General features: G+C 42.2%; 13 protein-coding genes. 1 reads left to right on the top strand and 12 read right to left on the bottom strand.

The genetic code is table 11. From position 1 onward, the window contains the following. Window positions 1–2 precede the first annotated feature (2 nt). The gene (locus AC4E8A_RS13845) at window positions 3–746 is read left to right on the top strand and encodes a 3'-5' exonuclease (RefSeq protein ID WP_490193729.1); all 744 of its coding nucleotides are present in this window, start codon (window positions 3–5) and stop codon (window positions 744–746) included. A gap of 59 nt (window positions 747–805) precedes the next feature. Here the strand turns inward: AC4E8A_RS13845 and AC4E8A_RS13850 are convergent, their stop codons facing one another. The 12 genes from AC4E8A_RS13850 to AC4E8A_RS13905 form a co-directional block, all read right to left on the bottom strand. After that, entirely contained in the window at window positions 806–1,567 is a 762-nt protein-coding gene (locus tag AC4E8A_RS13850; protein WP_490193730.1) for an SDR family oxidoreductase, read from the bottom strand. 25 nt (window positions 1,568–1,592) lie between these two features. Further along, on the bottom strand, window positions 1,593–2,873 hold the full coding sequence (locus AC4E8A_RS13855; RefSeq protein WP_490193731.1) for a TRAP transporter large permease: 1,281 nt from the start codon (window positions 2,871–2,873) through the stop codon (window positions 1,593–1,595). Continuing rightward, a complete protein-coding gene (locus AC4E8A_RS13860; RefSeq protein ID WP_490193732.1) occupies window positions 2,870–3,343 on the bottom strand; it encodes a TRAP transporter small permease in 474 nt (157 codons plus the stop codon). Before AC4E8A_RS13860 ends, AC4E8A_RS13855 begins: the two co-directional genes overlap by 4 nt. Before the next feature lie 67 nt (window positions 3,344–3,410). Beyond that, window positions 3,411–4,430 (bottom strand): TRAP transporter substrate-binding protein, encoded by a 1,020-nt coding sequence (locus tag AC4E8A_RS13865; protein ID WP_490193733.1) that lies wholly within the window; start codon window positions 4,428–4,430, stop codon window positions 3,411–3,413. Between the two features lie 413 nt (window positions 4,431–4,843). Continuing rightward, window positions 4,844–5,482: a GntR family transcriptional regulator gene (locus AC4E8A_RS13870; RefSeq protein WP_490193734.1), complete on the bottom strand. Its 639-nt coding sequence runs from the start codon at window positions 5,480–5,482 to the stop codon at window positions 4,844–4,846. 710 nt (window positions 5,483–6,192) lie between these two features. Beyond that, window positions 6,193–7,455: a glutamate-5-semialdehyde dehydrogenase gene (locus AC4E8A_RS13875; protein WP_490193735.1), complete on the bottom strand. Its 1,263-nt coding sequence runs from the start codon at window positions 7,453–7,455 to the stop codon at window positions 6,193–6,195. A gap of 38 nt (window positions 7,456–7,493) precedes the next feature. Further along, the gene (proB, locus tag AC4E8A_RS13880; protein ID WP_490198873.1) at window positions 7,494–8,627 is read right to left on the bottom strand and encodes a glutamate 5-kinase; all 1,134 of its coding nucleotides are present in this window, start codon (window positions 8,625–8,627) and stop codon (window positions 7,494–7,496) included. 179 nt (window positions 8,628–8,806) lie between these two features. Then, window positions 8,807–9,607, bottom strand: a complete 801-nt coding sequence (proC, locus tag AC4E8A_RS13885) for a pyrroline-5-carboxylate reductase (RefSeq protein ID WP_490198874.1) — start codon at window positions 9,605–9,607, stop codon at window positions 8,807–8,809. A gap of 590 nt (window positions 9,608–10,197) precedes the next feature. Then, complete coding sequence (locus AC4E8A_RS13890; RefSeq protein WP_490193736.1) at window positions 10,198–11,133, bottom strand: LCP family protein; 936 nt, start codon at window positions 11,131–11,133, stop codon at window positions 10,198–10,200. Window positions 11,134–11,511: 378 nt separating this feature from the next. Continuing rightward, a complete protein-coding gene (locus tag AC4E8A_RS13895; protein ID WP_490193737.1) occupies window positions 11,512–12,228 on the bottom strand; it encodes an ATP-binding protein in 717 nt (238 codons plus the stop codon). Between the two features lies 1 nt (window position 12,229). After that, window positions 12,230–12,715, bottom strand: a complete 486-nt coding sequence (locus AC4E8A_RS13900; RefSeq protein WP_490193738.1) for an ECF transporter S component — start codon at window positions 12,713–12,715, stop codon at window positions 12,230–12,232. Further along, window positions 12,696–13,295, bottom strand: a complete 600-nt coding sequence (locus AC4E8A_RS13905) for a cob(I)yrinic acid a,c-diamide adenosyltransferase (protein ID WP_490193739.1) — start codon at window positions 13,293–13,295, stop codon at window positions 12,696–12,698. Before AC4E8A_RS13905 ends, AC4E8A_RS13900 begins: the two co-directional genes overlap by 20 nt. Window positions 13,296–13,307 lie beyond the last annotated feature (12 nt).

The following is a 13,307-nucleotide window of genomic DNA, read 5'->3' on the forward strand; positions in this document are numbered from 1 at the left end:
TTATGAGTGATGCTAAATTTAATGTAGGATATCGAATAATTAAATATTATTTTTGGCATAGATATCTATTTAAGAGACAGGTAGAAAAAGAAAAGAGAAACCCTTCCTATCAAAAATTGAATACAATGCTGAAAGAATTTGAAGATGAGAAACCCCTTTTACAACAGCAACGGCTCGCCAACTGTACCTTTACTATCTTTGACCTGGAAACAACAGGCTTCTTTCCGGAGATTGGAGATGAAATTGTTTCAATCGGGGCAGTAAAAATGCAGGGGGAAAAAATACTGGAGCAAATGACGTTTTATGAAGTCATCAATCCCCTGCAGACCGTGTCAGCAGAAACCAAAAAATTCACGGGTCTGAAAAGAGCTGATTTCCTTAAAGGCAAAACACTTCCAGTCGGCTTAAAAGAATTTCTCGACTATTGTAAAGGTACCATCCTGGTAGCCCATCCTGCTTCCTTTGACATCAATTTCCTGCAAAAGAGAATCGGTAAATGGGGTCTCCCCTCATTTGATCCTGAGTTTATAGATTCCTATACATTGGCCAAGGAACTACTGCATGAAACAGAATGCTATTTGGATGACCTGATCAAAAAATTCGAAATCCCAAAGAGGGCACGTCACCATGCACTGAACGATGCCCTCATGACAGCGGAGATTTTTCAGGAGCTATTGAAATTATGCAAGGAAAAACAGGTAGATACGATCAGTGAATTGCATGATGTTGCTGGTATAGTGGTTTAAATGAACGAGGCAGCCATTAGGCTGCCTCGTTTTAGAAATACTGTTTTTACCCCTGCTGTTTACCTTCCAAGCCAGCCGCCGTCAACTGCCAGCAAGTGTCCATGCACATATTTCGATGCATCCGATGCCAAGTATACGACAGTACCTTTGAAGTCATCCGGATCTCCCCATCTGTCTGCTGGAATCCGATCCAGGATCTGTTGACTTCGAACAGGGTCGTTGATTAAGGCTGTATTCATGTCTGTTGCGATATAGCCGGGAACTATCGCATTAACATTGACTCCTTCTTTTGCCCATTCATTTGAAAGTGCTTTGGTAAGCTGGGCTACCCCGCCTTTTGCCGCTGCATAAGCCGGAACCGTGAATCCTCCTTGATAAGAAAGCAAGGAGGCAATATTGATGATTTTCCCTTCTCTTTTTGAAACCATGTACCGTCCGGCCTCCTGACATAACAGCCAGACCATCTTCAAATTGATCGAAAGCACATCATCCCAATCGGATTCAGAAAAATCCACTGAAGGGGAACGGCGCTGAATGCCTGCGTTATTTACTAAAATATCGATTTTCCCAAGACCCTCTATCGCTGTTGGAATTGCTTGCTTAACCTCTTGTTTATTTTCAAGGTCACAAGGAATGATGATGCATTTTCTGCCGAGTCGTTCAATATCAGACTGAAGATCTGTCATTTCCGTATTTCTCTGAAGCAAAGCAATGTCCGCTCCTGCCTCTGCCAGGGCGATGGCCATTGATTTGCCAATACCTCTTGTTGCACCCGTTATGGCAGCGGCCTTTCCTGTTAAATCAAATAAATTCTGGCTCATATGTATCTCTCCTTTTTTAATTCAATTACTCTATCAAGTTCGGAATAAATGTTACTATTTGCGGGAATAACACAACCAGTCCTAAAGCAAAGCACAGAACCAGGACAAATGGCACGGCACTCTTCATTGCGTGATCGAGCTTAACACCTGAAGAAGAACACGCCACAAACAGGCATACACCTACAGGAGGAGTGAGCGTTCCAATTGCGATATTGATAACGATCATGACTCCAAATACAAGCGGGTCCATTCCGGCAGCCATTGCTAAAGGCATTAAGATTGGAACGAACATGATTAACAATGCAAGACCTTCAATGAACATTCCACCTGCAATAAAGATCAAGTTGATGACCAAAATGATAAAAATTGGGCTGTCTGATACGCTTGTAATTAAATCACTGAGAACTTGCGGGAAGTTATGGCTAACCAGGATCCAGCTGAATAAAGAAGAAGCTGCAATGATTAACAGGACGTTCCCGGAACTGATTATGGCTTCCATGAAAATGGCAGGCAATTCTCGAAGCTTTATACTTTTGTAGACTGCCAATCCAAGAATCAATGTATAAACGACTGCAATGACACTGGATTCGGTTGGTGTGAAGACACCTGTCAGAATTCCCCCGACAATAATGACGGGAGCTAATAAAGGCAAAATGGCCTTCTTGAAACTATCTGCAAAATACCGTAAGGAAAAAGATTTGGCAGTACCCTTTCCATACCCGTTCTTTCTGCAGATGATCCCAGATACCACCATAAGTAAAATCCCAATTAACACCCCTGGTATAATTCCGCCCAAGAATAATTTCCCTACTGATATACTGGCAATTCCGCCCAAGACAACCATGGGAATACTCGGAGGTATAATGATCCCGATCGATCCGGAGGCCGCCTGTAATGCAGCCGCAAACCTTGCTGGATATCCCATTTTCACCATACTTGGTGTCATGACGCTGCTGAGAGCGGCGGTATCAGCAGGAGCCGATCCTGAAATACCTCCCATCATCATTCCAGATGTTACGCTGACATAACTCATTCCACCCTTCGTCCAACCGATGATGGAGTCAGCGAAATTAACAAGGCGCTGTGTCAGTCCGCTTTTGTCCATAATGACTCCTGTCAGCATGAAGAAAGGGATTGCCAGCAGCGTAAAGCTATTCATGGATATGAACATTTTTTGCGGTATCACCATCAGAGGGATGGTACCTTCCCAAACTATGGTAACAATGGCTGCTACACCTAAAGAAATGCCAACCGGCACTCCAATGATCAATAATAGAAAGAAAGCAATAAATAATAAAGCAATCACAGCTTATCCCCCTTTCGTCCAACCAATACAATGACAAGAAAAATGATAGCCAAAAGACTGGATACCGGGATGATGCTATAGATGATGCCCAGTTTGATGGGCAGCACTGAAGCCATTCCGGACATACTTATCATCACAAATTGATACCCCTGCCAAAACAAAACAGCGAAGAATAACCCTGTAATAAGATGAACAAGGATATGGACAGGATTGGAAAATTTCCCTAATCTATCTGTAATGAATGTAATCGCAATATGTTTTTGTTTATAAATGCCCATGGTAATCCCAAGAAACATGAGCCAGACAAATAGGTACCGGTCAAGTTCCTCTGCCCATACCATCCCTCCAGAAAAAACATATCGAAGGACTACCTGCATAAAAACAAGGGATATCAGTACAGCCATAAGAATCAAAACTGTATAAACAATCAGCTTTTCAAGTATCACGCCGATTCGATTTAACGTCTCCACATTGATCCCCCTCCTATTAAAATTCATTCATAAAGAGACTCTGGCAGCCTCTTTATGAATCGGATTGTTATTTTGTATCAATAATTTGCTGAATGAGATCTTCCCCAAATTCATCTGAATATTTCTCGTATACAGATTGAACAGAATTTCTCCATTTTTCCTTATCAGGACTCTTTTCAATCGTTAATCCGCCTTCCGTCTCCAGGTACTCAAGTTCTTTCTTCTCATTGTCACGGATCAGCTTTCTCTCATAATCTCCCGCTTCCTTCGCAGCTTCCATCACAGCTTTTTGGTTCTCTTCTGAAAGTCCGTCAAATTTGTTAGGATTCATGATAAGCAGCATAGATGTGTATGTATGACCATCCATGACCATGTAATCCTGAACCTCATACATCTTGGAACTCTTTATGGCAAATACCGGTCCTTCCTGGCCATCGACCACCCCATGCTGTGCAGCCATATAAAGTTCAGAGAAAGGCATAGGGACCGAGTTGGCACCAAGAGCTTCTGTTGTGGAGATCAATACCGGCCATTCCGGTGTCCTGATTTTTAAGCCTTTTAGATCTTCTGGTGATTTCAATGGCTGTTTGCTGTTTAGAAAATGTCTGAACCCTGACTCCCAATAACTCATGACTTTAAATCCGCCTTGTTCTTCTGCTTCTTTAGCAAGCAAATCCCCCACTTCACCTTGCAACACGTTATCGACATGTTCTGAGTCTCTAAAGAGGAACGGCAGATCAAAAATTGAAAATCTAGGATAATATTTCGTTACACTTCCGGAAGCGACTAGGGCAATATCAACCGTTCCGAGCTTCGTGCCTTCAGCTAATTCCCCTTCGTCCCCCAGCTGGCTGCTGTGGTAGACATCCACTTTTACTCTTCCATCAGTTTTTTCTGAGACAAGCTCAGCAAACTTCTCCGCTCCTGCGTGGAATTGAGATTCTGTCGGCTGGTTATGACCCAGCTTCAGAGTTATCTCACCTGATTCATCTGCTGATGCACCAGTTTGGCTTTTTCCGCATCCCGCCAACCCTATCATCAAAAATACAGTGATTAGTACGACTAAGACCTTGAATTTTTTTCTCATCCTTCTCCCCCTAATTAATTCGTAATTGTATTGAACAGTATTCGAAATACTGTGGATACCTGATTTAGACATTTCTTTTAGGCTCTTTTCTTATACTTTGCTGCTATTTAATAAGAATTTCCCTGGTAAGAAAGAAAAGAGCTGCCCCCTTTGTTGAGAGGGAAAACTTTTCATACCCTAGAAAAAATCCAGAGCTTGATCTTCTCGAAAGCAAGAACCTGCACGGAAACATCTTTCTTTTAAAGACCGAATGGAAACGCTGTCATTTGACTGCAAAAAAAAATAAACCCGCTTGATTCTTTTAATAATTTCATATTATATATAATAATTAGAATTATATATAATAATTTCATCCAAGTAAAGAGCTATTATATATAATTTTTAATTTTATATATAATAGCTCTTTTGGAAGTTTATTTAGATACCATTTTCATAATGTGTTCTTTAAAGACCTGCTTGGATTTTTCCACATTTTTCTCCTCGAGCGTTTTTATAAGGTCCAGATGATACTGATACACTTCTTCGGGAAGAATTCTCACTTGCGGGTTCAAAATAGTGATATACCTTCTTATATGCGTATTCAACATTGTCCATATTCTTACATAGATATCGATTTCAGCCCATTCAATGATAGTCCGGTGGAATTCCATATCCAATTCTGACTGAACACCATAGTCTTTTTTACCATATTTCATTTTATCGACAATGTCGTACAGTTCACCAAAATTCCTCTTGGTAAGATTGGGAAGGACAGATTCAATCGCATTGGTTTCAATTTCAGCACGCAGTGAAAACATATGATACATTTCCACCGGATTGATTTCCGTAACAAATGCACCTTTATACTTGATCGTTTTAATCAGTCCTTCTTCTTCCAATCCCCTTAGAGCTTCCCTGACAGGCACCTGGCTGATTCCAAGCCTCTTAGCAACCTCTGTTTCGACAATCCTGTCACCCGGCTTAAGGGTATTCTGGATGATGTCGTCCCGCAGCTTCTGTTTTACTTCATCTTTTAAGGAAACGAGTGATCTCCCTTTCTTTACATTCTCCATATCCTACAGTCCTTTACTTCGTTTTAAGGCAGTCATTTTGCATCATTATATATAATCTACTTGATTATATATAATGATGGAACCTTATTCAAGTTGATTACTCTATTATAAAGGAAAAATGACTAATAGTGGAATTCCTGGAAGTCTTAATAAATAGGTCTGATAATGCATCCTGATTGGTATGGTGAAATCAACACAGTGAGAGGGGTTTCTTTCGATTTGTTGTAGCAATTTGGGCTTTATTGAGACAATGAGGGTCTGGTTTCTGACGGATGCTGGACCATTTAGGACTTTATTGAGCCAACGAGGTTCTGGTTTCTGCCCGGATGCTGGGCCATTTAGGCTCTTTTTGGGCCAACGAGATTCTGGTTTTTGCAAGATGTTGGGCTATTTTCGGTCTTATTGAGCCAATAAAGGTCAGGTTTCTGACGGATGCTGGGCCATTTAGGGCCTTATTGAGCCAATGTGATTAACGTTTCTGCAGGATGCTGGGCCATTTAAGGCAATATTGGGCCAATAAAGGTCAGGTTTCTGCCGGTTGCTGGACCGTTTCAGGGTCTTATTGCGCCTCTTCATGGGGGGTTCTGCGGGATAGCGGCCTATTTATTAGCCTTTTACAGAAACAAAACGCCCTGCACTAAATGCAGGACGTTTTTCTATGATTGGGTATATTACATTCCCATGAACGAAGGGGAACTTCTTCTACAGTCTTATCGGATCTGGCCATTACCAGTCATCATATATTTTACCGTTGTTAATGCAGGGAGACCCATAGGTCCACGTGCATGTAGTTTTTGAGTGGAGATCCCGATTTCGGCCCCAAATCCGAGCGCTCCGCCATCAGTGAAACGCGTGGAAGCGTTATGATAGATGGCCGCTGCATCGACGAGTGTCATGAACATCTTAGCTGTTTCAGCATTCCCAGTGATAATAGCTTCAGAGTGCTTGGTGCCGTACTGCTCAATATGGTTGATTGCATCTGCTGCTGTGTCGACTATTTTAACAGCGATGTCCAGGCTCAGGTATTCATTTGCCCAGTCTTCTTCTCCAGCAGGCGTGCACCCTGGAAGGACAGCACATGCATGGTGATCACCATGAACAGTAATACCATTCTGGTTAAATGTTTCAATCAGCTTCTCTTTGTTTACAGATAGCCAGTCGCGATGAATGACAACTGTTTCAGCTGCATTGCAGACTGCAGGTCGGTCTGTTTTCGCATTCACCAGGATATTGAGCGCCATTTGTGTATCGGCGTCTTTATCAATGTAGATGTGACAATTTCCTACACCTGTTTCAAGGACAGGCACTGTAGCATTATTGACGACCGCATTGATCAAGGCCCCTCCTCCACGGGGAATCAGGACATCCACATGTTCCTTCATCGTAAACAGCTGCTGTGTGGCTTCACGATCAGTTGTATTGATGAATTGGACCGCTTCTTTAGGGATCTTTGTGTGTTCCAATGCCTTGTGCATAACATCGACAATGGCTTTGTTAGAAGTGATCGCGTTAGATCCGCCTTTTAACACAATTGCATTTCCTGACTTTAGCGCCAGGCCAGTAGCATCGACAGTCACATTTGGACGTGCTTCATAGATCATCCCAATGACACCAAGAGGGACCGTTACTTTTGCGACATTCAAGTTATTTTCCAAAGTCCAGTCACTGACAGTCAAACCTGTGGGATCTTCCAGCTCTGCTACTTCACGAAGACCATTTGCAAAATCGCAGATACGTTCTTTTGACAAGGAAAGGCGATCCATGAACGCTTCATCAAAGCCTTTCTCCCGGCCGCGGCTAAGATCGATTTCATTTGCTTCAAGGATAGATGCATACTGCTCTTCAAGAGTGGAAGCAAGTGTCAAAAGGGCTTGATTTTTGTCTTCAGTCGTTAACAATGAAAGAGATTTTGCTGCTTTTTTTGCTGCAATCGCTTGTTCTTCTACATTCGTTTTATTGGCTGTTAAAGTCATCCAATTCCTCCGTATAGTAGTTTTTTTATAAAAAATTCTTAGACGCCAACAGGGATCGGTACTTCCACATGACAAACCAGATTGTCAATTTCCACTGCTGCCCCTTCATAGTTTTCAAGTTCTACATCTGTCATATTGGTGAATTTCTTTAATTGCTTAGAGTCGTAGTTAACGACACCCAAGCCAATTTCTACATCGTTCATGTCTGAAATCCTGATGACGGCTCCGCTTCTGAATCTTCCTTTTACAGCATAAATCCCTGAAGCATTCAGGCTTTTCTTGCTTTCAAGAATGGATTCTTTAGCATCATTATCAATGGTGATATCACCTTCTGGACCTGAATTGAATGCAATCCATTGTTTCTTGGTATCGAGGTTGATCACATCTTCTTTTGCTTCGAAATAGGTGCCTTTTGCATCGTTATGGACCGCATCATAGATAATATTTGCGATCCCCGATTTTCCAAGGAATGATGGGATCCCTGACGCCATGGCGATTTTAAAGGCATCAATCTTGGAACGCATCCCTCCCGTTCCGACTGAGCTTCCCGGTTCACCTGCCATCTCTTCTATATCAGGAGTGATCTCATTCACTTCCTCAAGTAGCTCTGCTTCAGGATTTTTCCGCGGATCATCATTATATAAGCCATCGATGTCGGACAAAATAATCAGTTTATCTGCATCCACCAAGCCGGCTACCTTAGCGGATAATGTATCGTTATCGCCGAATTTCAAGCGGTCGATTGTGACCGTATCATTCTCATTGACGATCGGGATGATTCCCCGTTCCAACAAGACGTTTATTGTATTTTTCGCGTTGTTATATCGGTTTTCATCAGAAAAATCACTTCGTGTGATGAGAATCTGAGAAGCTACATAACCATTTGATAGAAATAAATCAGAGTATGCTTCAATTAACAATCCTTGACCGATAGATGCTGCTGCTTGCTTTTCCGGAAGTGTGCTTGGTCTTGTCAGGCAGCCTAGCTTTCTATAACCCGCGGCTACCGCACCGGATGAAACCAGCAATACTTCATGGCCGTCATCTTTCAAGCGAACGACTTCGTCTGTAAGACGCTCCAGCTTTCTGCGGCTCATCTCCCCGTGAAGACTTGTTAAAGAACTGCTTCCTATTTTGATTACGATTCGCTTCTTTTTGGTGTCCGGAGACATCATATCACTCCTGTTACATCATTATTTGTATCTATACTACACTTTCGTCCTTTAAACCATTGAAAGGGACAGTCCCTCTTAATGTTTTAACGCGTTAATACACTAAAACTTTAACGCGTTGAGGGACTGTCCCCGGCTGCGGTGACGTGTTAATGCAGCGAAGGGATTCCTTCTCTCATTTAGTTTGCAATTAATACTTTCTTGAATTGGGAACTGATTTCTTTTGATCGTCTTTCGGCCCCTTTGACGGCTTGAGCGATTGCTTCTCCTCCGCCAAACTTCTCAAGTGCTTCCAGGCCTGCAGCCGTGGTTCCATTCGGGGAAGTTACATTCTTGCGTAACTGTGCAGGGGTTTCTTCACGCTCCATGATCATTTTCGCTGCCCCCAAGATGGTTTGAGCTCCAATCTGACGTGCTACTTCCGGTTCAAGTCCGCTGTCTTTTCCGGCCTTTTCAATGTGCTCCATTAAATAATAGAAGTAGGCTGGTCCGCTGCCGGCGATACCTGTAAAGATATCCATCTTCTCTTCGTTGATTGTATAAACCTCCCCAATACATTCAAGTAATTCCTGTGCTACCTTCATGTCTTTGCCTGTCGTATACTCACCGGCAGCTATAGCCGTTGCGGATTCACGCATCATGCTGGAGGTGTTCGGCATGACTCTGATGACCTTTTGGCCTTTCGGAAGCCCTTCCTCCATATGTTCTGTAGTGATACCTGCCAGCACTGAAAGAATCACCGTTTTCGGGTTTACTGAATCGATGATAGACTCTAATACTGCATCAATATCTTTTGGCTTCATCGCCAGAATCAACATATCTATTTCATCAAAGTTTAATTCATCTTTTGTAACTGCCGTTATATCATACTTTGCTTTAAGTTCTTGCAAACGCCCCTGATTGCTTCTGTTTGATACAATGATTTGATCTGCTGGAATTTTGTTTGATTCAACCATCCCTGAAATCATGGCCTCTGCCATATTACCTGCACCTAGAAAAGCAACCGTTTGTTTGTTTAGCAAATATATCCACTCCCAATAAATTCTTATTTGTTCGTATTTTTGTTCGCTTTTTTTCAACGTTTACAATCGTAACACGTACAAAATCAGATTCAAGGGATTTGCACAATGTTTAGTGTATATGGTTGAATTAGTTAGTGTAAGCGGTTCCATCTCTCTTTGAGCACATCACATGAGGAATAATCCCCGATAATCCCTGCTTAAGCCGTTAAATAGAGATTGAGATTTACGCTTTTTTTCCAGATATGCTTTTTGGTAAAAAAAAGACCCAGTATTTGATGATCTGGATCCCTCATGATTTCAGCTGGACGTGTCCATACGAACTGTGGTCTGACCTGCAGTATGATCCTGCAGGAAGCCCTACACCTTCCGCCCCAATCTTTCAAAATTTTAGGAAGAAAAAAGAAAAATTTTAGAGGAAAGAAGCTGTGGAAGAGAAGCAGTCCGCAAAAAAAAGATGAAATCGCATTGATTTCATCCTCCTATTGTTACATTATTCATTTTTTCCACTGAACTAAATAAATTCAACCTTCAAATATAAAGTTTCTTCATTACTGATTCAAAAACTTCTGTAACTCTGCTTTGTTTGTTTCAAAGTCTACTTCCAGGACAGCTCCCGCATGCTGGTAGTATCCGTCTGTGTAGGTGTCTTCAACAGGGATTGTCAGCTTTTCGATGTCACTGCTGTCACCCATGAGGATGTCTTTCACGATCCCGATTTGATCGAGTTTGCCCATATTGGTTTCAATATATGGCTGTGCGGCTCCGATCATCTTCGGAAGCTTTGTTACACTGCCAAGGCTCAATGCTTCGTCTTTGACAGCTGTGATGACTTCCTGCTGCCTTCTGACTCGTCCATGATCTCCTTCTTTATCAGCCCGGAACCTTGCATATCCAAGGAGTTCTTTACCATTTAGATTTTGAAGGCCCGGCTCCAGGGATACTCCGATATTTTCCGACATTGCTTTTTCGACATCGATTTCGATTCCTTCGGGAGCAAGGACATCAACGGATTGTTCAAAGCCTTTGAAATCGACAATCATATAATACTGAACATCGACACCAAAGTTTTGTTTCAGTGTCTGTCTGAGAAGGTCGGGACCTCCAAGGAAAAAGGCTGTGTTCAGTTTATAGTTTTGATAGCCTGGAATCTCAACATACATATCCCTCATGAATGAAACAAGCTTCGTTTCATTTGATTTAGGATCGACTTGGGCGATCATCATTGTATCTGTTCTGGATTTTTCTTCGCCACGGCTGTCGACTCCAAGCAGCAGCACATTGATCCGGCCATTTTTATCCTTCACACCGTTAAACTCATAATTTTCTTCTTTAGGGGTATTGCCCTCTCCTGATGCAAGCTGTGTTCCCTGATAGAACTGAACAGCTGCATATCCCACTAACACAGTTATCATAAATAATAGGAAAAGAACAATTTTCAGTCCTCTTCTCTTCTTTTTCTTTTTATAATCCAAACGTGAATTCATACCATGCACCTTCTTTACATAGCCTAATTTGCCGAAATAACAGAAACAAGGATTCGGAAAATGAAGCTTATTTTTTTCTTTCATCATAAATCTAGTAGATTAGACGAAATTCAGCACAAAAAGTTTCACTAGTAAACTACTAAGTGATTGTATAGCATTCCAGAGTAAATAACAATACTTATTTTCAGTGCTGATCATAAAAAAGGTATATTATCACCCGGGAAAATAAAGTTTCTTCATTATATACGTCAAAAGACACCAGCTGAAAACGGGGGCCTGAGTATGAATAAACTTCCTATTATATATAGACTGCATCGAATGATTAATGCACTGACTGCACTTCTAGCGATCGTTGAAAATTCTCATCGTATTCCTACATTATTCTGCTATAAGTAAAGGATGGTAATAATTTCCGGTTAAGCCCTCTACTAAATATCGATTCTTTTCAGCGAAATTGATAATAAAACAAGTTGATGGCCCGCCGGAAATGTTGATATCCAATGAACAAGACACATGTTTTCCTATAAGCTCTTTGTTCTTGCTTATCACTTTCAATTCTTCCAAAATCCCTTTTGATCCGACAGGTATGATGTCCTCTATCAATGGACTTTGACAGCACTGGGAAAACAATGATAACGGTGCTGCTTTTTCCATTCGTTCCAAAAGCAGATTCCCGACTAATGGCTGTCCTATAACAGCATAACCCATTTGCGGCAGGGTTGGCTCATCGGCATCGCTGATTTCTCTTTTTCCCAGCACTGTCACTCCAAGGGCAGACTGTCTCAGTGGAAAATTGGACTCACTGCTTCCGCTTACCGGGATGTCCACTGCACCTGCATCCGTTAATGCTCGTTCAATGCCCTTACAGTATGGTTCCCATCGATCGTCTCCCGAAAAATTATGAAGAAGGACGGAAAACGGAATTCCCTTCGCAGACATAACTTCCATTATAGCCACTCTCGCGGAAAAATAAGCTGTTAGATCATCTTCTGCCACGACAAAATCTTCTTCCTTTGTGCCGATGCCTCCGCTGTTATCTGTCCCGATGATGATCTCGTCTAAAGAGGAGGATCGGATCGTTATTATATCCCTCATTTCAAGCCCCCTTCTTTTTCAGAAAAGTCGAATTTAACCGCGGATAGACAAAATGAGCCATCGTTAAGTTAAGAAATGCTGCAAGACAAAGGGACGGAAGGATGGCAAAATAGAATTCCTTGCTGATTAGAAAATAAAAAGGCAGAGGGGCAATCAAACCATTTAAAATGAAAAATAAACCGGCTGCTGCTGCCGGAAGATTTTTGTGGAATATCCTCCCGAACAACCAAATGGCCAGAGCCATTTCTGTACCTATCAAAAGATGAAACGGACCTAATGGCATACCCGCCAAAAGAGCTGAAACCAAGTGGCCGAACAATGCTATAATCGCTCCTGCTCCGCCGCTTAATATAGAAGCAGCCAGCAGGGCCGGAAGGGAATCCAATGCCACGCTTCCTGCTGCAGCCGGAATCTTAATCAAACCTCCGACTGCACTCAATGCAGCCAGTATGGCAATAAGGGAAACCTTATTTACTCTGTTCATCATTTGTCATCCTTTTCCGTTCAGGGGAGAACACATTGGCACTTCTTTCATATTCAACATCACTGACACCGAGCCGGTGATTGATGACCCGGGCAAGTGCAAAGAAATAATCTGACAAGCGGTTTATGTATTGAAGAGTGACTTCCGAAACAGTGGAGTCTGCCTTAATCAGGCTGACGATCTCCCGTTCTGCCCTTCTCGTGATGGTTCGGGCAATATGGATGGTCGCTGCAGGTCCTGAACCACCAGGAAGGATGAACTTTTCCAGTGGCGGTGTCTCCGAAATGTATTGATCAATTCTCTCTTCCAAGTAATCAATTGATATAGACTTTAGCTTCATTGGGATTTTATCCGTGGCATTCGCAAGATCCCCGCCGCAATCAAACAGCTCATGCTGAATCTTTTCCAGATCAGCCAGAACATCAGCAAATTCCCCACTTTCAAGTTCAGCAGCAGCTTTGCCTGCAAATGAATTCAATTCATCAATCGTACCATACGCTTCCACTCTTAAATCATCTTTATCGACTCTCCCGCCGATGATGCTGGTTCTTCCTTTATCGCCTTTTCTGCTGTATATCTTCATTTCCTCCATCTC

It is taken from the genome of Bacillus sp. SRL337 (assembly GCF_984799155.1).

What these genes read in the sequence shown, in the direction of transcription:
- proC (WP_490198874.1), bottom strand. Translation starts at nt 9,607, where the DNA reads ATGGCAGAGGCCATGATTTCAGGGATGGTTGAATCAAACAAAATTCCA.
- AC4E8A_RS13845 (WP_490193729.1), top strand. Translation starts at nt 3, where the DNA reads ATGAGTGATGCTAAATTTAATGTAGGATATCGAATAATTAAATATTAT.
- AC4E8A_RS13850 (WP_490193730.1), bottom strand. Translation starts at nt 1,567, where the DNA reads ATGAGCCAGAATTTATTTGATTTAACAGGAAAGGCCGCTGCCATAACG.
- AC4E8A_RS13865 (WP_490193733.1), bottom strand. Translation starts at nt 4,430, where the DNA reads ATGAGAAAAAAATTCAAGGTCTTAGTCGTACTAATCACTGTATTTTTG.
- AC4E8A_RS13890 (WP_490193736.1), bottom strand. Translation starts at nt 11,133, where the DNA reads ATGAATTCACGTTTGGATTATAAAAAGAAAAAGAAGAGAAGAGGACTG.
- AC4E8A_RS13905 (WP_490193739.1), bottom strand. Translation starts at nt 13,295, where the DNA reads ATGAAGATATACAGCAGAAAAGGCGATAAAGGAAGAACCAGCATCATC.
- proB (WP_490198873.1), bottom strand. Translation starts at nt 8,627, where the DNA reads ATGTCTCCGGACACCAAAAAGAAGCGAATCGTAATCAAAATAGGAAGC.
- AC4E8A_RS13870 (WP_490193734.1), bottom strand. Translation starts at nt 5,482, where the DNA reads ATGGAGAATGTAAAGAAAGGGAGATCACTCGTTTCCTTAAAAGATGAA.
- AC4E8A_RS13895 (WP_490193737.1), bottom strand. Translation starts at nt 12,228, where the DNA reads ATGAGGGATATAATAACGATCCGATCCTCCTCTTTAGACGAGATCATC.
- AC4E8A_RS13900 (WP_490193738.1), bottom strand. Translation starts at nt 12,715, where the DNA reads ATGATGAACAGAGTAAATAAGGTTTCCCTTATTGCCATACTGGCTGCA.
- AC4E8A_RS13875 (WP_490193735.1), bottom strand. Translation starts at nt 7,455, where the DNA reads ATGACTTTAACAGCCAATAAAACGAATGTAGAAGAACAAGCGATTGCA.